Below are 24,679 nucleotides of genomic sequence, written 5' to 3'. Positions count from 1 at the left end.
GGTCCGGGCTTTCGAGGAGCTTCAGCGCGATGGGGTAGGCCTCGTAGCGGTTGTACGGGCGCCCCGGCGGTGTCGCGCCGGGGCGACCCCGTGGCGTGCTACTCCCTGGTGATCTTGAAGGTGCTGGTGGTGTTCTTCACGTCCTGCACGTTGTCCGTCAGGCGCAGGTTGCGGAAGACGGCCTCGCCGACGGCCGGGCCCTGCCCCGGTTCCGGCATTTCGTTGGCCCAGATGCCGACGCCGGACTTGGCATCGAACTCGTCACCGCTCTTGTGGGCCCCGGAGATCGAGACGTCGGTCAGGATGGTGTCCTTGACCGGGAACTGCGGCTGACCTCCCACGTAGTTGGTCTGGAACATGATGCCGTGGTATGTCGGGTCGACGATGTCCACGTCGGTGACCCGGATGCCCTGGAAGACCTTCGAGGCGGAGAAGAGCCAGATGCCGGGGAAGGTCTGCTGACCCCAGAAGTGGCCGCCGGCCCGCTCGATCGTGATGTTCTCCAGGTTGGTGGGGTCGGTACCGAAACCGTTCATCGGGTAGCCGAAGTCCAGCGAGGAGATCGTGATGCCCGAGTAGACGAGGGTGTCGGCGATCCGGATGTTGCGGAAGGTGTTGTGGTAGCCGCCGTAGACGGCGATGCCCGCGGCGCGCCAGGTCAGCAGCGAGGTGAGGTTCTCGTAGACGTTGTTCTTCTCGTCCGCGCCGCCGGCGTCGATGGCCGAGAAGAGCGCGAAGCTGTCGTCACCGGTGGCCCTGGCCTCGCTGTTGGACACGACGTTGTCGGTGCTGCCGTTGGTCATGTTGACGCCGTCGGCGAAGGTGTTGCGAATGCGGGCGTTCTTGATCGTCATGTGGTCGGTGTTGGCGCCCCAGTAGAGGCAGACCATGTGCTCGGCCCAGATGTTGTCGATGGTGATGTCGGAGACGTTGGAGAAGTCGAAGACCTTGCCGGGGCCGTCGATCCGCGAGGTGTAGTTGCCGAAGTACGCGAAGCCGGAGAAGACGGAGCCCTTCGCGGTGGCGTCGGCGCGGAAGCCGATGTCGGTGTTGGATTGGGAGGAGGGGGCGCGGAAGCGGGTGAACCAGGGGCCCGCACCGACCACCTTCACGGCTTTGCCGTAGACCTGGAACTTGCTGGACGTCTCGTAGTCGCCGGGCGGCAGGTAGACGCCGACCAGTTTGCCGGTGGTGTCCATGCGTACCTTGTCCAGGGCGTTCTGCACGTCCTGGTGGCTGAAGCCGGCCGGTGCCACGTACGCCGCCGGGTCGGGGTTGGGGGCGGCGGTGACCTGCTCCAGGTCGATGAAGTCGATCGCGTACTGGGAGGTGTTGGCCGCGTCCTTCTGCAACCGGATCTTCGCGCCTGCCGGGACGGTCTCGCCCAGCAGGAGCTGCGCCTCGTCGTAGATGTGCCGCGGGCCACCGGCGCCGGGGTCGTTGCCGGGCCCGGTCTCCGCGCCGTACAGCCAGGCGTACTTCGAGGTCAGCGAGATGGCCTTGCGGAAGGTGCCGTTGACGTAGACGTTCAGCGTCGCGTCGGTGCCGCCGCCGCCCGGCGCGTCCGGGATGGAGAAGCGGGTGACGAGGCTGTTGGTGGCGGCCTTGGTGGTGAACTCGACGTACTCACCCGTGTTGTTCAGGGTCACCGCCTTGCGCCCGGACGCCTCACCCGCGAGGTCGCCGACCTTGCGGTTGGGACCGACGGACTTGGCCCCGCCGCCGAGCACACCGTCCTCGGCCTCGTACGTCTCGTACGGCATCGAGGCGCCGCGGCCGACGAACAGGGGCTTGGTGCTGGTGTTGTTCTCCCGCTTGGCCGGGATCTCGTTGGCGTCGTCGGCGACCGTGACCTTGACGGTGTACTTGCCGTTCGCGGCCGTCCAGCTGCCGAGCTTGACCGGTTCGGTGGTGCCGCCCGCCGCGATGGTGCCGTTGTAGGCGCCGGTCAGCGTCTTGACGGTGGTGCCCGAGGCGTTGACGACGGACAGCGTGAGGGCGTGGCTGCCGCTCGCCGAGGGCTGGGTGCCCTGGTTCTTCAGGGCGACGGAGAAGGCCACGCTGTCGTCAGCGGACGGGGCGCCGGGCGACCAGGTCACCGCGGAGGCGACCAGGTCGGAGCTGGCGACCGGCTTGACCGTGAGCGGGGTCTGGCTGGTGTAGCCGTTGTTGCCCTCGTTCTCCTCGATGACGGTGTTGGCCGGGTCGACGGAGGCGCTGAGGGGGTAGGTGCCCGCCTCGCGCGTACCGATGTTCTTGGTGACCGTCGTCGTCTCGCCCGCGGCCAGCGCGCCGACGGAGGCGGTACCGGCCTTCTCCCCACCGAGCTGGAAGGCGACGTCGGTCGCGGTGGAGGCCTGCGTCCCGATGTTGCGTACGGTGGCGCCGAGGGTGATCGCGTCCGACTCGACCGGGGACTGCGGTGACGTGGTCAGCCCGGTGACCTGCAGGTCCGGGTTGGGCGCGGGGACGCCCATGACCTGGAACTCCGCTGCCTGGCCGCCCGGGGCGCCGGAGTTGGCGGTGAACCTCAACTGCACATCGGCGATCCTGGCGGTCACCGGGATGGTGATGCTGTTGCCACCACTGGCCGGGTTGAAGGTGTAGTCCTTCGCGGCGACCAGGCCGGTGAAGCCACTGGCCTTCTGCTCGCGGCCCAGCACCTCGATGCGCTGGGTGCGGGTGGACCAGATGCTGTCGGGGTTGAGCTTGACGACGACGGAGCTGACGTCGGCGTTGGCACCGAGCTTCACTCCGAGGGTGGTCGGGTAGCTGCCCGGCGCGCCTTCCCAGTACGTGCTCGTCTGTCCGTCGTTGGCGTTCTTCGCGACGTAGGTCTGGGTGTAGGAGGAGGCGGTGACCTCCTTGCCCACGGCGAGGTTAGTGGCCTCGGCGGCGCGGCTCCCGTCCTCGCGTGCCGGCGACCGGCGCTCAGGAGCGGCCGGTGCAGTGGCCTTGGCCCGGCCCTTCTTGCGGGTCACGGCCCGGCTGTCGGGCGACTGGTTGCCGGCGGCGTCGCGGGCACGGACGGTGTACGTCACGGCGGCGCCGGCCGTGTCGGTGTCGGTGTACGTGGTCACCGTGCCCGGCAGGCTGGTGCGCAGCCGGCCGTCGGCGTACACGTCGTACGCGGTGACCTTCTTGTCGTCCGTCGCCCGTGGCCAGGTGAGGGTGGTGTGGCCGGGGCGCGAGGCGGCGGCCAGGGAGAGTCCGCCGGGTGCGGAGGGGGGCCGGTTGTCGCCGCCCGCAGGGCCGCGCACTTCGAGTTCCGCGAGTCTCCCGCCGCTGGGCAGCAGGACGCGGACGTAACGCGTCGCGGTGGTGCCGAGGGTGAACGTGACGGAGCGCTTGCCACTGCCGCCGAGCCGGTGTCGCTGTACTTGGGTCAGGTCGGTGAAGTCCTTGCCGTTGGTGCTGCCCTGCAGTGTGAAGGCCTGAGCCGGGGCCGGTCCGCTTCCGGGCAGCCGCAGGGTCACCTGGTCGATGCGTCGGGTGGCGCCGAGGTCGGCCCGCACCCACTGCGGGCGCTTGCCCTTCGCGCTCTGCCAGTACGTCGACGGATCGCCGTCGAGGGCCTGCGCGGCGCCATGGCCCCGCTGTGCGCTGCTCGCCTTGGCCTTCGTGCCTTTCGCGACGTTCGGTGCGGGGGCCGCGGTGGCCGCCGGCAACGGCAGGGCGGTCACCAGCAATCCGGTGGCGAGGAAGGCGACGGCGCGCCGTCTGGCCCGGTGTGGTCGTGGCAGGTGTGGTCGTGACATGGATCCCCGATCTTCTGCCTCGCACGCGCCCGGCGGCGAGGGAGCGGCTCTGGTGGGAGCTCCGGTACGGAGGTACGGAGCCGGGTCTTGCAGAAGCGTCAAGCGATCTAGTGCTCAGTTCTTGCGTTCAGCGGCTGGAGAATCCCAGACAATTGTCGAGTGGTCTACGTTCCTGCCTGACTTTCCTTCCGTTGCGGACGTGGTTCGGCGCGGTACGGAACCAGCGTTCACGCCAACTCCGCTGGCCAGGGCGGAATTGGTACGGACCGATACGTCGGCACAACTCATCTGCCCCTCGCCGCGAGGACTTTCATTGCCTTGCGTACGAGCAGCAAACCGCTTGCATCCCTTGCGATAGCGTTGCGGCCATGACGCGACGACTTGCTCAGGTTGCCAAGAAGGTCGGGGTCAGCGAGGCCACTGTCAGCCGGGTCCTGAACGGCAAGCCCGGGGTCTCCGAAGCCACCCGCCAATCGGTGCTGTCCGCCCTCGATGTGCTGGGTTACGAGCGGCCGACCCAGCTGCGCGGCGAGCGGGCCCGGCTGGTCGGGCTGGTCCTGCCCGAACTGCAGAACCCGATCTTCCCGGCGTTCGCCGAGGTGATCGGGGGGGCGCTGGCGCAGCAGGGCCTGACGCCGGTGCTGTGCACGCAGACCAAGGGCGGCGTCTCCGAGGCGGACTACGTGGACCTGCTGCTGCAACAGCAGGTGTCCGGCGTGGTCTTCGCCGGCGGGCTCTACGCCCAGGCCAACGCGCCGCACGAGCACTACGAGCAGCTCGCCGAGCGCAAGATCCCGGTGGTGCTGGTCAACGCGGCCATCGACGATCTGGGCTTCCCGTGCGTCTCCTGCGACGACGCGGTCGCCGTCGAACAGGCCTGGCGGCACCTCGACTCCCTGGGGCACGAGCGCATCGGGCTGGTGCTGGGCCCCGACGACCACATGCCCTCGCGCCGCAAGCTGGCGATGGCGCGGACGGCGGCCGCCGCGGCCGGGCGGACCCTCCCCGACGAGTACGTGGCGCGGGCGATGTTCTCGCTGGAGGGCGGCCAGGCCGCGGCCAACCGCCTGCTGGAGCGCGGAGTCACCGGCATCGTCTGCGCCAGCGACCCGCTGGCCCTCGGGGCGGTGCGCGCCGCCCGGCGGCGCAAGCTCGACGTACCGGCGGACGTGTCCGTGGTCGGCTACGACGACTCGGCGTTCATGAGCTGCACCGAACCCCCGCTGACCACGGTGCGCCAGCCCATCGAGGCGATGGGCCGGGCCGCGGTGGACCTGCTCTGCGCGCAGATCCAGGGCGGTGCCGTATCGCAGGAGGAGCTGCTGTTCGAGCCCGAGTTGGTCGTGCGCGGATCCACCGGACAGGCCGCACGGAAGCGCACCGCATAGCCACAACGGCGGTTCCTCGCCCGCCACTTCGGAAGCGGGCCCCATCTCTGTCAATTTTTTACGGACTCCGTTCGACATATTGCGGCCGACCGTCGGCGGTGGTTGAGTGTGCGCGCCGCACAGCCCTCTGCTGTGCGCTTCCCGCACTCCTGCCGTAAGGGGTCCACCGATGAGACGTTCCGGGTTCCGTCGTGCCTGCACTGCCGCAACTGCCACCGCGCTCGCGCTCACCGGGGTCGCCGCCTGCGGCTCCGGTGGTGCCGAGGCCACGGACGGCCGGACGCGCATCACGGTGAACTGCTGGCCGCAGCCGAGCGCGAAGATCGACCACAAGCGCTTCGACGAGGACGTGCAGACCTTCGAGGAGCAGCACCCGGACATCGATGTCGTCGCCCACGACGCGTTCCCGTGCCAGGACCCCAAGACCTTCGACGCCAAGCTGGCCGGCGGCCAGATGGAAGACGTCTTCTACACCTACTTCACCGACACCCGGCACGTCGTCGGCATCAACCAGGCCGCCGACCTCACGCCCTACCTCAAGGACCTCAAGGGCTACCAGGACATCCAGCAGGCGCTGCGCGACGCGTACACCGTGGACGGCAAGGTGTACGGCATCCCGCGCACCAACTACTCGATGGGCCTGCTCTACCACCGCACGCTGTTCAAGAAGGCCGGCCTGGACCCGGACAAGCCGCCGGCCACCTGGGCGGAGGTCCGCACCGCCGCCAAGAAGATCGCCGGACTCGGCGGCGGCACGGTCGGCTACGCCGACTACAGCGCGCAGAACCAGGGCGGCTGGCACTTCACCGCCGAGATCTACTCCCAGGGCGGCAACGTCGTCAGCACCGATGGCAAGAAGGCCACCGTCGACAGCCCCGAGGGCCGGGCGGTGCTGCAGAACCTCAAGGACATGCGCTGGAAGGACCGCTCCATGGGGTCCAAGCAGCTGCTCATCATCAACGACACGCTGCAGATGATGGGTTCGGGCAAGCTCGGCATGTACCTCGCGGCGCCCGACAACGTACCGCGCATCGTCAAGGAAGCGGGCGGCGACTACAAGGACCTCGCTTTCGCACCGATGCCCGGCGGCAAGGGCACACTCATCGGCGGCGACGGCTACATGTTCAACAAGAAGGCCACCCCTGCCCAGATCAAGGCCGGTCTGAAGTGGCTGGAGTGGACCTTCCTCACCCCCGGCAACGGCTACATGAACAACTACGCGCGGCTGGCGAAGGACGGCTCCCCGGTGGGCCTGCCCGAACCGCGGCTGTTCACCGGTGCCACCGACGCCACGGACCAGAAGCTGAAGAAGAAGTCCGCCAACGTCCCGGTCGGGAACTACGCGAGCTTCGTGGCCGGCAACCAGAAGCTCGACATGAAGCTGGAGCCGCCGAAGGCACAGCAGATCTACACCGTGCTGGACGGCGCCGTCTCCGCGGTCCTCACCAAGGAGGACGCCGACGTCGACCGGCTGCTCAAGGACGCCCAGTCGAAGATCGACGGCATTCTGGCCCGGGGCTGACACCGTCATGTCGACCGCCTCTCCCCACACAGCCCCACTTCCTGCCGCCCCGCCACCCGCACGGAGCGCCGCGCCCGCACCGCGGAAGGCCTCCCCCGGCCCCCGGCGCCCGCTCCGCCGCCGGCTCGCCGATCAGGCCAGGGCGTACGCCTTCCTCCTCGGCGGCCTGCTCTGCTTCGCACTGTTCTCCTGGTACCCGGCGCTCCGCTCGGTGGTCATCGCCTTCCAGAAGTACACTCCGGGCGCCGATCCGGAGTGGGTGGGCACCGCCAACTTCACCCGGGTGTTCCAGGACCCGGAGTTCGGCGCGGCCTGGCGCAACACCGCCACGTTCACCGTGCTCGCGCTGCTCATCGGCTTCGCCGTGCCCTTCGTCATGGCACTGGTCATCAACGAACTCCGGCACGCCCGCGCCTTCTTCAGGGTCGTCGTCTACCTCCCCGTGATGATCCCGCCGGTGGTCAGCTCCCTGCTGTGGAAGTGGTTCTACGACCCCGGCGCGGGCCTGGCCAACGAGGCGCTGCGCTTTCTGCACCTGCCCACCTCGAACTGGTCCAACGGCGCCGACACCGCGCTCGTCTCCCTGGTGCTCGTCGCCACCTGGGCCAACCTCGGCGGCACGGTGCTGATCTACCTGGCCGCACTGCAGAACATCCCCGGCGAGCTGTACGAGGCGGCGGAGCTGGACGGCGCGAGCGTGTGGCAGCGGGTCCGCCACGTCACCGTCCCGCAGACCCGCTTCGTCATCCTCATGCTGATGCTCCTCCAGATCATCGCCACGATGCAGGTCTTCACGGAGCCCTTCGTCATCACCGGCGGCGGCCCGGAGAACTCCACCGTCACCCTCCTCTACCTCATCTACAAGTACGCCTTCCTCTACAACGACTTCGGTGGCGCCTGCGCGCTCAGCGTCATGCTGCTGCTCCTCCTCGGCGCGTTCTCCGCCCTCTACCTGCGGTTCACCCGCACCGACGACTGAGAAGGAGGGCATCGTGTCCCAGGCCGACCAGCGTGCCGTGCGCACCCTCGTCTCCCCGCTCACCCTGGCCTCACCGCGCGGCAGGGTCCTGTACTGGACCGTGTTCGCCGGGGTGGTCCTGGCCTTCGCACTGGCCTTCCTCTTCCCCGTGTACTGGATGGTCACCGGCGCCATGAAGTCGCCGGACGAACTGGTACACACCCCGCCCACGCTCGTCCCCGAGTCGTGGCACCTCACCGGCTACACCGACGCCTGGGAGCTGATGTCGCTCCCCCGGCATCTCTGGAACACCGTCGTCCAGGCCTCGGGCGCCTGGCTGCTGCAGATCGTCCTGTGCACCGCGGCCGCGTTCGCCCTCTCCAAGCTCCGCCCCGCATTCGGCAAAGTGATCCTGGGCGGCATCCTCGCCACTCTGATGGTGCCGGTGCAGGCGCTGGTCGTACCGAAGTACCTGACCGTCGCCGACCTGCCGCTGCTGCACATCAGCCTGCTGAATGACCCGCTGGCGGTCTGGCTGCCCGCCGTCGCCAACGCCTTCAACCTCTACCTGCTCAAGCGCTTCTTCGACCAGATACCGCGCGATGTGCTGGAGGCCGCGGAGATCGACGGTGCGGGGAAGCTGCGCACCCTGTGGTCGATCCTGCTGCCCATGTCCCGCCCGGTGCTCGGCGTGGTGTCCATCTTCGCGCTGGTCGCGGTCTGGCAGGACTTCCTCTGGCCGCTGATGGTCTTCTCCGACACCGGCGAGCAGCCGATCAGCGTGGCGCTCGTCCAGCTCTCCCAGAACGTACCGCTGACCGTGCTCATCGGCGCGATGGTCATCGCCGCGCTACCCATGATCGTGATGTTCCTGGTGTTCCAGCGGCACATCATCGCCGGCATCGGCGCCGGCAGCACCAAGGGCTGACACCGGCACCCTGCTTCGCCCCGGCGGGCGGTACGGAATCCGCTCTCTCGCCGCCCCTCCCCCGCATCCTTGTTGATGCGCCCTGCCCGAAAGGAACCCGCTCATGGAAGGCAGCCGGCATTCCGGCGACGACTGGTGGCGGTCCGCCGTCATCTACCAGGTGTACGTCCGCAGCTTCGCGGACGGTGACGGCGACGGCACCGGCGACCTGGCAGGCGTACGGGCCCGGCTGCCCCACCTGGCCGAACTGGGCGTCGACGCGCTGTGGTTCACGCCGTGGTACGTCTCACCACTGGCCGACGGCGGGTACGACGTCGCCGACTACCGGGCCATCGACCCGGCCTTCGGCACCCTCGCCGAGGCCGAGAAGCTGATCGCGGAAGCACAGGACCTGGGCATCCGCACCATCGTCGACATCGTGCCCAACCACGTCTCCGACCAGCACCCGTGGTTCCGGGCCGCGCTGGCAGCGGGCCCCGGCAGCCCCGAACGCCGGCTCTTCCACTTCCGGCCAGGGCGCGGCGCGCACGGGGAGCTGCCGCCCAACAACTGGGCCAGCGAGTTCGGCGGCGTGCCGTGGACCCGGCTGGACGACGGTGACTGGTACCTCCACCTCTTCGCCGCCCAGCAGCCCGACCTCAACTGGGCGCACCCCGCCGTCCGCCAGGAACACGAGGACGTCCTGCGCTTCTGGTTCGAGCGGGGCGTGGCGGGGGTGCGCATCGACTCGGCGGCGCTGCTCGCCAAGGACCCCGAGCTGCCCGACATCACACCGGACCGCACCCCGCACCCGTACCTGGACCGCGACGAGCTGCACGACATCTACCGCTCCTGGCGTGCGGTCGCCGACGCCTACGACGGGATCTTCGTCGGCGAGGTCTGGCTGCCGGACTCCGAACGCTTCGCCCGCTACCTGCGCCCCGACGAACTGCACACCGCCTTCAACTTCACCTTTCTCACCGCACCTTGGGACGCGGCGAGCCTGCGCACCGCCATCGACAACACCCTGGCCGAACACGCGCCCGTGGGCGCGCCCGCCACCTGGGTGCTGTGCAACCACGACGTGACCCGTACGGTCACCCGCTACGGCCGCGCCGACACCGGTTTCGCCTTCGCCGACAAGGTCTTCGGCACCCCCACCGACCTGCGCCTGGGCACCCGCCGCGCCCGGGCCGCCGCGCTGCTCTCGCTCGCCCTGCCCGGTGCCGTCTACCTTTACCAGGGCGAGGAGCTGGGCCTTCCCGAGGCGGACATCCCGCTCGACCGCATCCAGGACCCCATGCACGCGCGCTCCGGCGGCACCGATCCGGGGCGGGACGGCTGCCGGGTGCCGCTGCCGTGGGCGGCCGGCGAACCGTACGCCGGGTTCGGCTCGGTGGGTGAGCCGTGGCTGCCCCAGCCGCCGGGCTGGTCGACGTACGCCGCCGACGTCCAGGCCGCCGACCCCGGATCGGTGCTCTCCCTCTACCGGGAAGCGCTCCGTCTGCGCCGTACGGAAACGGGTTTCGGCGACGGCGCACTGCACTGGCTGCCGTCCGCGGAAGGCATCCTCGCCTTCGCCCGCCCCACCGGCCTGACCTGCGTCGTCAATCTCTCCCCCGAACCTGCTGTCCTCCCCCACCACCGCGAGGTCCTCCTCGCCAGCGACCCACTGGACGCCGAGGGCCGGCTGCCGCAGGACACCGCGGTGTGGCTGCGCGACTGAGCGGAGACGGGCCGGGGAAACACGAGCGCGCGGGGTGCGTGTGCACCCCGCCCGAACTCCCGTACCCCTCACATCGGCGTTACTGTTACGCCGTGGACAGCTCGCTGTCCTCGCGCTCGCGCGCGACGCCGATCTCGTCCAGCTCGCTGTCGCGCCGGTCGGGGGCGAAGGCGATCGCCACCATCGCGATGAGCGTGGTGACGATGGCGAAAGCGATCACCATCCACAGGCTGCCGTCGGCCCAGAGAACCATCGCGCCGGCCAGCGCCGGGGTGAAGCTGGCGAGCAGGATCGAGGCCATCTGGTACCCGATCGAGATGCCCGAGTAGCGCACCGCGGTGGGGAACATCTCGCAGTACAGCGCGGGCAGCGGCGCGTAGACCATGGCGTGCCCGAGCGCCAGGAACAGCACCACACCGGCGACGATCGCCCACAGTTGGCCGGTGTGGACCAGCGCGAAGACCGGCCAGGTGGTGATCACGATCAGTGCCCCGCCGACGAGGAAGGTCCGCACCCGTCCGAAGCGGTCGGACAGCGCCCCGAAGACCGGGATCATCACGATGTTCACCGCCGCGCCGATCATCGACGCCGTCAGGCCGTAGCCCTTGGGCACACCGAGTGTGGTGGTGACGTACGACAGGATGAAGGTGGTGAACAGGTAGTAGTTCCCGGCCTCCGCGAACCGGCCGAACACCGTGATCAGCAGCGGCTTGCGGTGGTCGCGGAAGACGACAGCGGCGGGCGCCTTGCGGCGTTCCAGCTCGGCGTCCATCTTGGCCTTCTCGGCGAGGAAGGCCGGGCTCTCGGCGGCGCGCAGCCGGATGAAGAACCCGACGGTCGCGAGGATGGCGCTGAGCAGGAACGGCACTCGCCAGCCCCACTCGCCGAAGGCGTCGCCGGAGATCCACGACGCGAACGACACCGCCGCCGTACCCAGCAGGAGTCCCGCCGAGACGCCGATCTGCGGCCAGGAGCCGAAGTACCCGCGCCGGGCCCGCGGTGCGTTCTCCACGGCGACGATCGCCGCCCCGCCCCACTCGCCGCCGACCGCGAAGCCCTGTGCCAGCCGCAGTACGCACAGCAGCAACGGTGCCGCCACGCCGACCTGGTCATAGGTCGGCATGACACCGATCGCCGTGGTGGCCACCGTCATGATGGAGAACGTGAGGATCAGCGTGGACTTGCGTCCGAGCCGGTCCCCGAGATGCCCGGCGACGAACGCACCGATCGGACGGGCCAGGAACCCCACGCCGAACGAGGCGAGCGAGACGATCTGACCGATGCCGGGCGAGAGGTTCGGGAAGAACAACTGCCCGAACACCAGCGCGGCGGTGACACCGTAGACCGTGTACTCGTACCACTCGACGATCGCGCCGATGGTGCCGGACTGCAGTGAGCGACGGCGGACCTGCTCCGGCGTCAGGTTGGCGGCGGTGGCCATGGGATCTCCGTTGATCGGGGGGGGCGTGCGGCGGGGCGGTGGCGTCAGACGCGGGCGCCTTCGAAGTGGCCGGTCCAGGACAGCGGGGCACCGGCGTACTTGGCGGCCCGGACGTCACCGGAGCGGGCGTGGCCCTCGAACAGCTCGACGCGGGCCGCCCGGCCGCACAGCACACCGAGGTCGGCCGACGCCTGCTGGTCGCGCACCTCCTGGTAGGTGACGGTGCGGAGGTACATGCCCACCCACAGGCCGCCGGTGTAACGCGCAGCGCCGCGCGTCGGCAGCACGTGGTTGGTGCCGATCACCTTGTCACCGTAGGAGACGCAGGTGCCCTCGCCGAGGAACAGGGCTCCGTAGGCGTGCATCTTGTCGAGCGCCTCGCGCGGGTTCTCGGTGAGGACCTGCACGTGCTCGTAGGCGAAGCCGTCGGCGACGCGGTAGGCCTCGTCGAGGTCGTCGGCGAGGATGATCTGACCGTGGTCCCGCCAGGCCGGGCCCGCGATGTCACCGGTCGGCATGTCGGGCAGGATCTCGTTGATGTGCCGCTCGGTCTCGCTCGCGACGCGCTCGCTGGTGGTCACCAGCACGGCGGGCGAGTCGGGGCCGTGCTCGGCCTGCGAGAGCAGGTCGACGGCGACGACGAACGGATCGGCGGTGTCGTCGGCCACGACCAGGATCTCGGTGGGGCCCGCGAACAGGTCGATGCCGACCTCGCCGAACAGCTGCCGCTTGGCCTCGGCCACGTAGGCGTTGCCGGGGCCGGCCAGCATGTCGACGGGCGAGATCGTCTCGGTGCCGACGCTCATCGCGGCGATCGCCTGGACACCACCGAGGATGTAGATCTCGTCCGCACCGGCAAAGTACATCGCGGCGACGGTGGCGGCGGGGATCTCACCACGGATCGGCGGGGTGCAGGCGACCACCCGGGGTACGCCGGCGGCCTTGGCGGTCACGATGGTCATGTGCGCGGAGGCGGTCAGGGGGTACCGGCCGCCGGGGATGTACGCGCCGACGGACTGGATCGGCACGTGCCGGTGACCGAGGAAGACGCCCGGGGAGGTCTCGACCTCGATCTCCGACATCGACTCGCGCTGCGCCTCGGCGAACCGGCGGACGTTGGCCTGGACCGTCTTGATGTCCTCGATGACCTGGTCGTCGAGCGTGCCGATGATCTCGGCGAGCTGCTCCTCACCGAGGCGGAAGGACTCCGGCTCCCAGCGGTCGAAGCGAACCGACAGCTCCCGGACGGCCTCGTCACCGCGCTTCCGGACGTCGGCGATCAGCTCTCGTACGGCCTGCCCGACGGTGTCGTCGCCCGACGGCGCGGTGGACGAGGTGGTGGCGGCCTTGATGGTGCGGGACACGCCCAGCTCCTTTGCTCGCGGTGTGGATACGTATCCAATGGATGCGTATCCACAGAATGCGAGACGGATGGCGGAGCGGTCAAGGGGTGTCCGGGAAGCAAACGAAAAGGAGCCCCTCGGGCGGGGCTGCGCACCGGGGAATCAAGATGCCCGGTGAGAGGACGTGCGTACGGCGGCGCGGTGCGCCTCAGACCCTCACACCGGGGCGGTGGTGGAACGCCCGACGAACTCCACCGGCAGGACCTCGTGCCGGTGCGGTGCGTCCGGATTCGCCAGCCGGTCCAGCAGCAACTCCACGCCGACCTGCGCGATCCGCTCCAGCGGCTGACGCACCGTCGTCAGATCGATGCGTTCCCACGACGACAGCGGCACGTCGTCACAGCCCACCACGCTCAGCTCGCGCGGTACCGCAACGCCCGCCGCCGCGGCCGCGTTCAGCGCCGCGTACGCCATGACGTCGTTGTGGCAGAACAGCGCGGTGGGCGGCTCGGCACCGGCAAGCAGCGCGCGCACCGCGTCGTAGGCGGTGCCGTAGTCGTAGGCGCCGTCCAGTTCGGTCAGGGCGACCTCCCCGCAGTCCCGCACCCTCTCCCGGAACCCGCGGCCGCGCTGCTCCGCCGTGCTCGCCCCGGCCAGGCCGCATACCATCCCGATACGGCGATGTCCCAGGTCCAGCAGGTGCTCGGCGGCCAGCCGGCCGGCGGTGACGTTATCGGCCTCCACCTGGTCGGCTTCGAAGTCGTCGAGGGTGCGGTGACACAGCACAACGGGTATGCCGTGCCCCCGGATGCGGTGCGCCAGCGGTTCGTCCCGTACGGCCGAGGTGAACACCACGCCGTCCACGCCCTCGCGCCGCAGCAGCGCCAGGCCCTCGTCGGCGGTCATCACATCCGTCACCAGCGACAGGCGCAGTCCCTGCCCGTGCAGCACCCGCTCCATCGCCTTGACCATCACCGGATAGAACGGGTTCGTCAGGTCGCGGATGACCACGCCGATGAGCCCCGAGCGGGCCCCCACGAGACTCCGTGCGGCCTGACTGGGCTGGAAGTCGTACTTGGCCACCACGTCGAGCACCCGTTGCCGGGTCTCGGGGGCCACGCTTCCGCCGTTGAGGACGCGGGACACGGTCGACTGCGCCACACCCGCCTCACGGGCGATCTGCACGCTCGTGACGGTCGGCCGCCGTGCCATGGGTCCCCTCACCTCCAGCTGGTATCGGAGCCACCATACCGCCCCCTTGCGGCGGTACCGGGCTCCGCACGCGGCGGGCGCGGGTTCAGCACCTGGGGAAATCCCTCACCCACATCAACTCAACTTCGTATCCAGGGAGTTGGTTACGGATCAGGAATGGCTGCGGCCCCACCCGACTGCGACCTCTGGCGTCTGCAGAAGGGTGGGGCCGGCGGAGTGTGCCCGGCCGCTACGCATCAACGGCGGGATATGGGCCGCGCACCCGCGCCTCCCAGCACAGTGCCCAGCCCGCCTCCGCGCACGGCCGGCCAGGCATTCGCGTGAACGCTCCGCAGCAGCGAGGGGCCCGTGCACCACACCGGGGCTCGCGCCGTCGGCGGTCAGGCGCCCGTGACGACCCGTACGAAGACGACCGGTTCGGCGCCCCCGTTCCGGTAGGCGTACTCCTGGTCGGTGGGGATAACGGCACTCTGTCCGGGACCCAGCTCCCGGGGGCCGGCCGAGAGGGCGAGGGTCAGGCGGCCGGACAGGATGTGGTGGATCTCCTGTGCGCCGCGGCGGTCGGGCTCGGCGTCGTAGTGCCCACCGGGCGCCAGGGTCCAGCGCCACAGCTCGGCCCGCGGTTCCTCGGTCGCGCCGAGCAGGAGCGCCCGGCTGCCGTCCGGGGCCTGCCACACGAGCGTCCCCTCGACCTCCGCGTTCGCCGCATCGTCCGCGGGCAGGGCCAGGGCGGCGAAGTCGGTGTCCAGGGCCCGTGCGACCCGGTCGACAGTGGCGAGGCTCGGGTTGGCCTGGCCCAGCTCTATCTGGGTGAGCATCCGCCGACTGACGCCGCCGGCCTCCGCCAGCTGCTGCACACTCCAGCCGCGCTGCTTGCGCAGCGCGCGGATGCGCCCGCCGATACGGGTGACGAACTCCTGCGTGGCACTGCTGCCGACGGCGACCTCACTCCTCATAGCGAGCAGTATAGTGCGCAAAAAGTTGCCAGGATCCGCGAGTGGGCAATATATTGCTCATCATGCGTGTGATCACCTCTCCCCACGTCTCCGAGCAGGCCGTGCTCGCAGCACTGCGCGAGGCCTTCGGAGCCGTCTCCCCCACCGATGACCCCACCGATGACCCCACCGATGTCCCCACCGATTCGGCCGCTCCCGGCCGGTTCGTCGTCGACCTGCCCGGCGGCGGTGACGTCATCCACTTCCCGGCCGTACTCCCCGCCGCCGGGGTGTACGCGGTCAAGGTCTCCCCGTACCTGCCCCGGCCGGCCGGCCCGGCGGTCGTCACCGCCTGGACGATGCTGGTGAGCCTCTCCACAGGGCAGCCGGTCGCGCTGCTGGACGCCTCGGACCTGACCGTGGAACGCACAGCGGCCACCACCGTGCTGGCCGCCGACCTGCTGCTGCCGCCCGACGCCCGGAGTGCGGCCGTCATCGGGTACGGGCGCGTCGGCCGCGCCCACGCCCGCTATCTGCGCCAGGTACGCCCCGGCATGACCGTGCGCGCGGTCTCCCGGAAGCGGCCGGAGCAGGTCGACGACGGCGTCCGGGCCGTCGCCACCCTTCAGGAGGCCGTGGCGGGCGCCGACCTGGTGATGCTGTGCACCTCGGCAGCCGAGGACGTCCTGGACCCCCGGACCCTGGAGCCGGGAACGGTCGTCACCTCCCTCTCCACCAACGCACCCGGAGCGCGCGAGATCCCGTCCGCCGCGGTGCCGGAACTCGACGTGTACGTGGACGCACACACCAGCCTTGAGGTGGCCACCGAACTCGTGCAAGCCACCGCATCCGGCTGGGATTCCGCCTCCGTACGCGGCGACCTCGCCGGCCTGGTCACCGGCAGCGCACCGCGCCCGAGCGGGGACCGCCCGGTGTACTTCCGATCCGTGGGACTCGGGATCGAGGACGCGGCGGTCGCCTGGGCCGCCTGCCGGAGCAACGACAACGACACGACGGAGGAGCAGTCGCGGTGAAGATTCGTGAGTTCGCGGTCGAGCAGTGGATGAACGAGTACGAGGAGACCTGCCGGTACAACCTGGCCGAGACCTGCGTCCGCTCCCTCACCACCGGTGAGCTGCTGAACCTGTCCGGCCGACGCGAGGACGTGCTGACCGAGCTGGCAGCCACCCCGCTCACCTACGGGCCGATCCCGGGCAGCCCCCGCCTCCGCGCCCTCGTCGCGGACCTGTACGCGGCCCAGGCCCCGGACAACGTCCTGATCACCCACGGCGCCATCGGCGCCAACGCGCTCATCCACGCCACCCTCGTCGGTCCCGGCGATCACGTCGTCGCCGTGGTCCCCACCTACCAGCAGCACTACTCCATCCCGGACAGCTACGGCGCCCGCGTCGATCACCTGCCGCTGCGCGAGGACCACGGCTGGCTGCCCGACCTCGACGCACTCGACCGCCTGGTCACCCCGGACACCCGGCTGATCGCGGTCAACAACCCGAACAACCCCACCGGCGCACTCATCGACGAAGCCGGGCTGGACCGTATCGCCGAGATCGCCGGCCGCGTCGGTGCGTGGGTGCTGTGCGACGAGGTGTACCGGGGTGTGGACCAGCACGGTGACGGCTTCACCGCCTCGATCGCCGACCTGTACGAACGCGGCATCTCCACCGGCAGCATGTCCAAGCCGTACTCCCTGGCCGGCCTGCGACTGGGCTGGATCGTCGGCCCCACCGCACTGCTCGCCGACGTCGCGACGCACCGCGACTACACGACCATCAGCGTCGGACGCATCGACGACCTGCTGGCGTGCGTCGCACTGGAGAACAAGGACGCGATCCTCGCCCGCTCCCACCGGATCACCCGCACCAACCTGGCGATCCTCGACGAGTGGGTCAACGGCCGCAACGACATCACCTACGTACGCCCGGCCTCGGGCACCACCGCACTGCTCCGCTACGACGCTCCGCTCGGCTCCTACGAGTTCTGCACCCGCCTGCTGAAGGAGACCGGCGTCATGTTCACCCCCGGCGCGGCGTTCGACATCGAACACACCGTACGCATCGGCTTCGCCGATGACACCGAGACCCTGCGCACCGGCCTGCGACTGGTCGGCCAGTTCCTCGACGGGCTCGCGCCCACGGCGTGAACACCGACCGATCTCCCGTCACCGGGTCGTGAGCGGCACGACTCAAAAAGTCCCACCTCAAAGGTCCCGTCTCACTTCGGTGTTCACGGCCGTGAGCATGCCGACCGAAGTGCCGGCGCGACAACGCATTTCTTCTCTCGGAGCCGTACTCCCTGACCGCCATGCGAGCGAAAGGGCGCGCCCGGACGTTCGGTGCGGGGGTGCGGCGCGGGATGTCACCGGGGGAAGAAGCCTGCGGCGCAACGGCGAAAGGTCCGGCAGTGGTGAGACAGGTGGACAGTGGCGCGGGCCCGAGTGGGCTGTGCATCGGTGCGGTCGTACCGCGGACGGGCCGGCTGGCCAAGCTGGGCGACCCGCTGTCCTTTGTACTCGACCGCCTGGCACCGCGGCTGTCGCAGCCGGCCCGCGGCTCGCGCCGGAGACCGGTCCGGCTCGCGTGGCGTGACAGTCTCTCCGACCCCGAGGCCGCGCGGCGGGCGGTATCGGAGCTGGTGCACCGGGAGCGGGTGCAGCTGGTGGTGACCATGGCGGGCACGAAGGTGCTGCCGGCCGTGGCCGACGCCTGCGAAGAAGCGGGCGTGGCGTGCGTGACCACCACTTTCCCCTGGCAGGCGTTCGTCCACGGACGCGGCGGCGATCCGCGACGGCCGTTCACCTGGACGTACCACTTCGCCTGGGGGCTGGACGACATCGCGGCCGTCTTCGCCGAGATGTGGGAACAGCTGGGTACGCAGCACACCGTCGGCTGCCTGTGGAACGACGACCTTCAGGGGCGGCTGCTGCGCCACGCGGAGCACGGATTCGTACCGGTGGCGGCCGGCCGGGGCCACCGCCTGGTCGACCCGGGCGGCTATCAGGAGCCGGCGCGGGACTTCACACCGTCCCTCGACTCCTTCCGCGAGCAGGGCGCCGACATCGTCACCAGTGCCGCCACCGCCGAGGACCTCGCGCTGTTCCACCGTCAGGCGCGCGAGCGCGGGGCGCGGCCGCGCCTGATCACCTGCTCGCGCTGGCTGGCCTACCCGCGCGGGTCGACGCTCGCCGAGCTCGACCGGGCGGGCGTGGCCACCCTCGTGTACTGGTCACCCCGGCACCCCTACCGGTCCTCCCTGGACGGCACCACGGCGGCCCGGCTGGCCGAGGAGTACGAACAGCGCACCGGCAACCGGTGGCTCCAGCCACTGGGCCTGGCCCACGCCCTGCTGGAGGTCGCTGCCCACGCCCTGGCGACCGCCGACGATCCCCACGACCGCCGCTCGGTCGCCGACGCGGTCGGACGCACCCGCCTGTCCACCACCGCCGGGCTGCTGGACTGGACGAGCGGGCCCACTCCCAACGTCGCGCTGGTACCGCTGGCCGGCGGGCAGTGGAAAACGGGAGGCCACCACGGCCATGAACTCGCCGTGGTGGCCAACTCCCGCTGCCCTGACGTTCCGGTGGAGGCCGACCTCACTCCCGCGTACTGAGCGCCGTACGGCCGTCGTTGTTCAGCAGCTGAGGTTGCCGCCCGCTTCGACGCCGAGGACCTGGGTGAAGCGCTGGTAGTTGTCGATGCGGCTCTGCACCTGACCCGGGTTGCCGCCGTTGCATTCCAGGCTGCCGTTGATGGCGCGGATCGTCTCGCCGAAGCCGGCGCCGTTGACCATGGCGTCGTGCGGTGTCATGGTGCCGGGGCCCTTCTGGGTGTTCCAGTACCACAGGCCGGTCTTCCAGGCGACGGCCGCGTCGTTCTGCACCAGGTCCGGGTTGTTGAGCAGGTCGATGCCGAGCGCGTCACCCGCGGCCTTGTAGTTGAAGTTCCAGCTGAGCTGGATGGGCCCGCGGCCGTAGTACTTGTCGTTACCGGCCGGGCAGCCGTAGGGCTGGGTGGTGTCGCAGTAGTGCGGGTAGTTGGCCTCGTTCTGCTCGACGACGTGGACCAGCCCGCCGGTCTCGTGGCTGACGTTGGCGAGGAAGGCGGCGGCCTCCTGCTTCTTAACCGTTTCGCTGCCGGTGTTGGAGAAGCCGGGGTAGGCGCTGAGCGCGGCGGTGAGCCCGTTGTACGTGTAGAAGGAGTTCCGGTTCGGGAACATCTGGTTGAACTGGGCCTCGCTGACCACGAATTCGGCGGCAGCGATGTTCTTGTCGGCCTTCTGGGCGGAGGCCGTGGGGGCCAGCGTCAGGGTGCAGAGAGCGGCGGCCGCACCGGTGGCGGTCAGCAGTCCGAGTATGCGACGGTGCACGGGGTCGACTCCTGAGGGGTGTGGGGGTGTGGGGCGGGCCGGCCCCTCGCGGGGCCGGCCCCCGAGCTGCCTGTCAGCCGCCGACGTTGACGTCGATGCAGGCGTAGAAGGCATTGTCGGTGTCGGCCACGTTCCAGACGGCCAGGACCTTCTGCTTGCCGCTGAGGTTGCCGAAGTCGACCTGGTGGTTCACGACCTCGCCCGGCTTGGCACCGCCGTCGTCGAACAGGGCGATCCGCTGGCCGCCGACGTAGTACTCCCAGGTGCTGGTGGAGTGGCGCGCGGTGAGCTTCCACGAGAACGTGGTGTTCTTCGACACCGGCGTGACGGTCCAGCCCTTGCTGTCGTCGTCCAGCTCGGCGAACCGGCTGTTGCCGCCGCTGCAGCTGGACAGGCCCTTGGGGCCCTCGACGCTCTGCGGCTCGTACGTGATGTCTCCGCAGGACACCGTGCCCGCGGCGCACTGCGCCTGACGGCTGGGCGGGTCGGAGATGTAACCGTGGGCGCTCGCCGAACCGGCGGGGAGGCTCAGGGCGATGACGGGGGCGAGAGCGGCGCCGATCAGGGCAGCCGTCTTCCGGGTGGTGCGCATGGGGGAACTCCTTCACATCAGGCCCTTCCCCGGACGCACGCGGTCGTGTGGGGTGCCGCGTGCGGTGGGGCAGGCCTCTCGTGGGTGGGGCCAAGAGGCGCGAAGGTGACGCGCTCTCACCGCCCGCGCAGGGAGAAGTTGCGTCCCGTGCGGGACCAACTCCCGGCTCGAACCGGCGAGTTCTTTGGACTAGACCATACAAGCGGCGGTCATCACCGTGTCAAGGGTGTGACAGAGAGGTATCCGTGGGGCGCCGGGCACGCGTCAGACCGGCGGGGCGGGCCGTGCCACCCCGCCGGGTCCCTCTTCTCACTCCCCCTCGCCCCCGCCCTCCCTTCTGTCGATGGCGACGAGACCTTCCAGGATCCGCAGTGCCTGGGTCAGTCCGCCCGGGCGGTGGATGCCCGGAGTCGGGCGCGGTGGCCAGCCGGGACCGGTGGCCAGGACGGCCGGGTGGAAGCGGGACCCCTTCAGGCCGCGGCCGGGGCCGTGCGCCAGGGGGAACAGTGCGGGGTCGGCGGTGGAGCGGGTCTGCGACCACAACACAACGGCACACGACCCGGCTCTCCGTACCGCCTCGGCCAGCGCGCCCGTCGGCACCGCGCAGCCGAACATGCGTACCGGGACGCCACGATCCCCCAATGCCGCGGTCAGCGCCTCCAGCCCCAGGGTGTGGCCCTCCCTCGGGGCGCAGGCCAGCACCACGGGCCGCCCGCCCGTGGCCGTCGCGGCGAATCCGGTGGACCGGCGCAGCGCCGTGGAGAGATGCCAGGACAGCAAGTGTTCCGCCTCCACATACCGTTCACCGTGCGGGTCGCCGGAACAGGCCCACTTGCGGCCGATGGACCGCAGGGCCGGGGACATGACGCGTTCCCAGGCACCGACCAGGCCGTACTCGGCGAGTGTGTCGGTGAGCAGCTCGTCCAGCAACTGGGCGTCGAGGCGGACGGCGGCGCGGCCGAGGCCCCGCACCCGCCGCCGGGCGTCCGCATCGTCATGCGTCGTCGCCGTACCGTCGGTGGGAGTGTCTCCTGTCCCGGAGGACGCGGAGCGGCTTTGCCGGGGCAGGGCCCACACCTCCTCCGCCACCTTCTTCGGTACGTCGCCGGCGGCACGGGCCAGTTCGGCGGCCTCCGCTGTGGGCACACCGTGGGCGGTCAGCTCGCACACCCGCTCCAGCACCGCGATGTCCCGCTCGGTCCAGCGCCGGTGTCTGCCGCCCTGGTGGCCGGAGGGGCCCAGGCCGTAACGCCGGTCCCACGAGCGCAGCGTGGCCGGGGCGACGCCCAGCCGAAGCGCGACATCTCCAGTGGTCAATCTCGCCTGGCGCGTTTGAGGTGGTGCGGTCTCCATGACGGAACGGTAGGGCCTACGGGCGTGGCGTGCCGCCCACTCGGCCCATCACACACCGGGCAGGCGGCACAAACGCCACACTCCCACGCCCCAGCGTGAAGGGCGGCTACCGCGACACGAGCGGGGACCGGGCCCGTGCCACTCCGCCGCGTGCGGCGTCACCGGCCGGGGACTCGGTTCCGGGCCGGTGACGCCTGGACGCGGGGATGCGGTTGTCCCTGTACTCCTTGCCCTCGCATGGTGCGTCCGGGCGGGATGCAGGCGCCAGCTGCATCGTTCGTGCCACGCTTCCGCGCTCGCGGCGTGCCTCCGACGCCAACGACGACCGCCCACAACGATCGCCGGCGATGACCGCTAGCGATGACCGCTGACGAAGCAGAACTCGTTGCCCTCAGGGTCGGTCAGTACCTGGAACTGCCCATAAGGATTGGTCACCAGCTCGCCGACGGACACCGCGCCCACCTCGACCGCTTCGGCCGTCGCCGTGGGGATGTCACCCGCCAGCAGGTCCAGATGTACGCGGTTCTTGGTGTTCTTCGGCTCCGGTACCCGCTGGAAGGCCAGGCGTGGCATGTCGGGCGGATCCACGTAGCTCCAGTCCGCGTTCCGCCGTACCGGTTCGCCGCCCAGCAGCCGGGCCCAGAACGCGGCCAGCTGCTGCGGAGCGTGACAGTCAAAAACGATCTCGTCCAGTCGTGCGCGCATCCCCGCACTCTAGGCGTGACCCGGTGTGTCAGAACGGCTCGTCGAGCAGCGTTTCCAGTGTGACCGTGGTCCCGGCGTCGCACGCGACGACGTCGAACCAGTCCGCGAGCGCACGAGCCACCCACAGACCACGGCCGTGCTCGGCACCGTCCTTGCCGAAGGGTTCCGCACCCGGTACGGAAGGCGCCGTGCCCGGGCCCTTGTCGGCGATGACGCACCGCAGTCCGGTGCCGGTGTGGGTCAGGACGATGCGTGCCTTGCCGCCGCCGTGGACGATGGCGTTGGCCGCGATCTCGTTCACGGCGAGGATGAAATCGCTGGTCCGGTGCGGCGTGAGCCCCATCTCCATGGCACACTGCCGCACGCGGTGACGCAGCCCGGCCAAATCGGTGGCCGCTTCGAAGGTCAGGTCGAGCACAGTGGCGGGCATCGTGGCTCCCTCGACAGGTACGGCCCGTGGAGCCGGACTGCCGTCCCCGTCCTGGCCGTTGCTGTCGCAGTTGAGGGTCACTGCGAGGAACTCCTCTCGTCGATGACGAGTTGAGGAACGCGGGCGCTGCCGCACAGTCGGATCACCGTGCTCTGCTCCGGCCGGCAGCGCACTTCCAGGGCCTGGCCATCAAGGTGCCGGCTCGCCATGTGCACCAGGGCCGCAGCACTGCGGACGTCCATGAAACACAGCTCGGTGAGGTCGAGTACGGCGACCCGCCCCGGCCCGGAGAAGGCTTCGGCCAGGACCGCCATGAACTGCTCGCGCGTATTCAGGTCGGCCTCCCCGGCGACCCGCAGCCCGCTCCCCGAGCGTGTGACGTCCAGTGCGCCCAACCGCGGCAGTACGTTGTGGGAGTGGGCGCGCAGGACACGGTCCCACAGGTCGTCGCCGAACATCCGCCGGTCGTACTCGCAGATGGCCGTGAAGCCGATGTCGGCGAAGAGGGGTGAGAGCCCGGCCTCGTACTCGACCAGCAGATCGTGGTCGCAGCCCGGTGCGGCCGCCCATCCCATGTCACCCATGATCCGGATACCGGAGTAACCCTGGCTCCGGGCCTGCATGGTCAGCTCCATCCAGAGGCGGACCCGCTCCGCCGGAGCGAAACCGCCGCTGCTGCCCGGGCTCGCCCCTGGCACCTCGTTGCGCACGACCAGTTGTCCGTTCGTGAGCGCGGCTCCGTGGTGAAAGCCATGGGCATACAGCCGCTCGGCCGCGATGTCGGGAGTGATTGCCAGATCCGTGAAGAGGACGACGTTCTCGTCGCGGGATACACCGATGTCGGCATAGGCCGCCCGGATCTCCCACAAGGATTCGTCGTCGTCAAAACCCAGGCATGCGTGATCCCCGGAGACCATACGGGTGACCGAGACTGCCCCGACTGCAGAGCTCACGTCCATACATGAAGACTCTAAAACCTGGCGCGGGGCCGAGGTGAGCGGTGACCGCAGTTGCCCGAACCCACCCCCTTCGAGACCAGGTCGGTCTGTACCGGTCTGCCGCGTGATCGGCGATGCCGCCGACGCGACACGTTCCCGCGTTATTGCAGGCACGAACGGGCACGACGAAGGCCCGCACCCTGCGGGGTACGGGCCTTCTGTTGCGCGTGGTGGTCAGGAGGAGCGGCGCAGCCAGTCCTCGAAGCGGGTCTCCGCCAGACGGGCGCGGCCCTCGACGGGTACGAGGCTGCGCTCCCTCAGCTCGGACCCGAAGTAGCGGGCGTGCGGGTCGGCGACGACCTTGCGCGGGTCCTTCCACGCACGCAGCGCCTCGGCGATCAGCTCGTCGAACCGGAACACCTCGGGTCCGGCCACCTCGGTGATGCCCTTGAGCGGAGCCTCGACGGCCGTCCTGGCCACCGCTTCGGCGACGTCGTCCGCCGCCATGGGCTGGAAGAGCACATGCGGGAGATGTACGGTGCCGCCCTCGGTGGCGGTGTCCGCGATGCCCTTGACGAACTCGAAGAACTGCGTCGCCCGGACGATCGAGTAAGGGATCGGCCCCTGCTTGAGCAGCTGCTCCTGGGCCACCTTCGCCCGGAAGTACCCGTTGTCCGGCAGGTCGTCGACGCCGACGATCGAGAGTGCCACGTGGTGCGTCACGCCGGCCCTGCCTTCGGCGGAGAGCAGATTGCGGGTGGAGGTGGTGAAGAACTCCAGCACCGCCGACTCCTCGAAGGAGGGCGAGTTGGACACGTCCACGACCGCCCGGGCTCCGGTCAGCGCCTCGGCGAGCCCTTCGCCGGTGAGGGTGTTGACGCCCGTGCTGGGCGCGGCGGGCACCGCCTCGTGTCCACGGTCATTGAGCTTGGCGATCACTTTGCTGCCGATGAGGCCGGTGCCTCCGATGACCACGATCTTCACGGTGCGTACTCCCTGAGTGATGGCGACCTGTGTGGCGGCGAGTTGCCCGGCGGCCTGTGGGCGGTACTCGTCGTGGGCGGTACTCGTCAGGTCTACGGAGGTCT

Annotated in this window: 20 protein-coding genes; 8 read left to right on the top strand and 12 right to left on the bottom strand. The window is 70.0% G+C overall.

Going from position 1 to position 24,679, the window contains the following annotated elements; genetic code table 11:
- Positions 1 to 98: 98 nt before the first annotated feature.
- A complete protein-coding gene (locus tag ABZ840_RS23020) occupies positions 99 to 3,758 on the bottom strand; it encodes a discoidin domain-containing protein (RefSeq protein WP_361561968.1) in 3,660 nt (1,219 codons plus the stop codon).
- Positions 3,759 to 4,126: 368 nt separating this feature from the next.
- Between ABZ840_RS23020 and ABZ840_RS23015 the strand changes: the two genes are divergently transcribed.
- From ABZ840_RS23015 to ABZ840_RS22995, 5 genes are all read left to right on the top strand, one after another.
- Positions 4,127 to 5,146, top strand: a complete 1,020-nt coding sequence (locus tag ABZ840_RS23015) for a LacI family DNA-binding transcriptional regulator (protein ID WP_361561967.1) — start codon at positions 4,127 to 4,129, stop codon at positions 5,144 to 5,146.
- A 169-nt stretch (positions 5,147 to 5,315) separates the two neighbouring features.
- Positions 5,316 to 6,668 carry an extracellular solute-binding protein gene (locus tag ABZ840_RS23010; RefSeq protein ID WP_361561966.1) on the top strand — a complete coding sequence of 451 codons (1,353 nt, stop codon included), beginning with the start codon at positions 5,316 to 5,318 and terminating at the stop codon, positions 6,666 to 6,668.
- 7 nt (positions 6,669 to 6,675) lie between these two features.
- Complete coding sequence (locus tag ABZ840_RS23005; RefSeq protein WP_361561965.1) at positions 6,676 to 7,647, top strand: sugar ABC transporter permease; 972 nt, start codon at positions 6,676 to 6,678, stop codon at positions 7,645 to 7,647.
- A gap of 13 nt (positions 7,648 to 7,660) precedes the next feature.
- The gene (locus ABZ840_RS23000) at positions 7,661 to 8,554 is read left to right on the top strand and encodes a carbohydrate ABC transporter permease (RefSeq protein ID WP_361561964.1); all 894 of its coding nucleotides are present in this window, start codon (positions 7,661 to 7,663) and stop codon (positions 8,552 to 8,554) included.
- 103 nt (positions 8,555 to 8,657) lie between these two features.
- Positions 8,658 to 10,259, top strand: coding sequence for a glycoside hydrolase family 13 protein (locus ABZ840_RS22995; protein WP_361561963.1), 1,602 nt, complete (start codon positions 8,658 to 8,660; stop codon positions 10,257 to 10,259).
- Positions 10,260 to 10,344: 85 nt separating this feature from the next.
- Here ABZ840_RS22995 and ABZ840_RS22990 read toward each other — a convergent pair whose 3' ends face one another.
- From ABZ840_RS22990 to ABZ840_RS22975, 4 genes are all read right to left on the bottom strand, one after another.
- Positions 10,345 to 11,700: an MFS transporter gene (locus ABZ840_RS22990; protein ID WP_361561962.1), complete on the bottom strand. Its 1,356-nt coding sequence runs from the start codon at positions 11,698 to 11,700 to the stop codon at positions 10,345 to 10,347.
- 44 nt (positions 11,701 to 11,744) lie between these two features.
- Positions 11,745 to 13,064, bottom strand: coding sequence for a histidinol dehydrogenase (gene hisD, locus ABZ840_RS22985; RefSeq protein WP_361561961.1), 1,320 nt, complete (start codon positions 13,062 to 13,064; stop codon positions 11,745 to 11,747).
- A 195-nt stretch (positions 13,065 to 13,259) separates the two neighbouring features.
- Entirely contained in the window at positions 13,260 to 14,255 is a 996-nt protein-coding gene (locus tag ABZ840_RS22980; RefSeq protein ID WP_361561960.1) for a LacI family DNA-binding transcriptional regulator, read from the bottom strand.
- A 380-nt stretch (positions 14,256 to 14,635) separates the two neighbouring features.
- Positions 14,636 to 15,211 (bottom strand): XRE family transcriptional regulator, encoded by a 576-nt coding sequence (locus ABZ840_RS22975; protein WP_361561959.1) that lies wholly within the window; start codon positions 15,209 to 15,211, stop codon positions 14,636 to 14,638.
- A gap of 62 nt (positions 15,212 to 15,273) precedes the next feature.
- Between ABZ840_RS22975 and ABZ840_RS22970 the strand changes: the two genes are divergently transcribed.
- The 3 genes from ABZ840_RS22970 to ABZ840_RS22960 all read left to right on the top strand — a co-directional run bounded on the left by ABZ840_RS22970 (position 15,274) and on the right by ABZ840_RS22960 (position 18,817).
- Positions 15,274 to 16,224: an NAD(P)-dependent oxidoreductase gene (locus tag ABZ840_RS22970; RefSeq protein ID WP_361561958.1), complete on the top strand. Its 951-nt coding sequence runs from the start codon at positions 15,274 to 15,276 to the stop codon at positions 16,222 to 16,224.
- Positions 16,221 to 17,351 (top strand): aminotransferase, encoded by a 1,131-nt coding sequence (locus ABZ840_RS22965; protein ID WP_361561957.1) that lies wholly within the window; start codon positions 16,221 to 16,223, stop codon positions 17,349 to 17,351. The genes ABZ840_RS22970 and ABZ840_RS22965 overlap by 4 nt, the downstream gene beginning before the upstream one ends.
- 260 nt (positions 17,352 to 17,611) lie before the next feature.
- Entirely contained in the window at positions 17,612 to 18,817 is a 1,206-nt protein-coding gene (locus tag ABZ840_RS22960) for an ABC transporter substrate-binding protein (protein ID WP_361561956.1), read from the top strand.
- A 21-nt stretch (positions 18,818 to 18,838) separates the two neighbouring features.
- Here ABZ840_RS22960 and ABZ840_RS22955 read toward each other — a convergent pair whose 3' ends face one another.
- The 7 genes from ABZ840_RS22955 to ABZ840_RS22925 form a co-directional block, all read right to left on the bottom strand.
- Positions 18,839 to 19,573 (bottom strand): chitinase, encoded by a 735-nt coding sequence (locus tag ABZ840_RS22955; protein WP_361561955.1) that lies wholly within the window; start codon positions 19,571 to 19,573, stop codon positions 18,839 to 18,841.
- A 73-nt stretch (positions 19,574 to 19,646) separates the two neighbouring features.
- Positions 19,647 to 20,165, bottom strand: a complete 519-nt coding sequence (locus ABZ840_RS22950) for a lytic polysaccharide monooxygenase auxiliary activity family 9 protein (protein WP_361561954.1) — start codon at positions 20,163 to 20,165, stop codon at positions 19,647 to 19,649.
- Between the two features lie 309 nt (positions 20,166 to 20,474).
- Positions 20,475 to 21,482 carry a MerR family transcriptional regulator gene (locus tag ABZ840_RS22945; RefSeq protein WP_361561953.1) on the bottom strand — a complete coding sequence of 336 codons (1,008 nt, stop codon included), beginning with the start codon at positions 21,480 to 21,482 and terminating at the stop codon, positions 20,475 to 20,477.
- A 390-nt stretch (positions 21,483 to 21,872) separates the two neighbouring features.
- On the bottom strand, positions 21,873 to 22,223 hold the full coding sequence (locus tag ABZ840_RS22940; RefSeq protein ID WP_361561952.1) for a VOC family protein: 351 nt from the start codon (positions 22,221 to 22,223) through the stop codon (positions 21,873 to 21,875).
- Positions 22,224 to 22,251: 28 nt separating this feature from the next.
- Positions 22,252 to 22,653 (bottom strand): ATP-binding protein, encoded by a 402-nt coding sequence (locus ABZ840_RS22935; RefSeq protein WP_361561951.1) that lies wholly within the window; start codon positions 22,651 to 22,653, stop codon positions 22,252 to 22,254.
- Positions 22,654 to 22,730: 77 nt separating this feature from the next.
- A complete protein-coding gene (locus ABZ840_RS22930) occupies positions 22,731 to 23,606 on the bottom strand; it encodes an MEDS domain-containing protein (RefSeq protein ID WP_361561950.1) in 876 nt (291 codons plus the stop codon).
- Between the two features lie 219 nt (positions 23,607 to 23,825).
- Positions 23,826 to 24,575 carry an SDR family oxidoreductase gene (locus ABZ840_RS22925; protein WP_361561949.1) on the bottom strand — a complete coding sequence of 250 codons (750 nt, stop codon included), beginning with the start codon at positions 24,573 to 24,575 and terminating at the stop codon, positions 23,826 to 23,828.
- Between the last annotated feature and the right edge of the window lie 104 nt (positions 24,576 to 24,679).

The organism is Streptomyces sp. NPDC047117, from assembly GCF_040643545.1.
In the GTDB taxonomy this organism is placed as follows: domain Bacteria; phylum Actinomycetota; class Actinomycetes; order Streptomycetales; family Streptomycetaceae; genus Streptomyces.
This window is presented reverse-complemented; position numbering and strand designations above follow the sequence as displayed.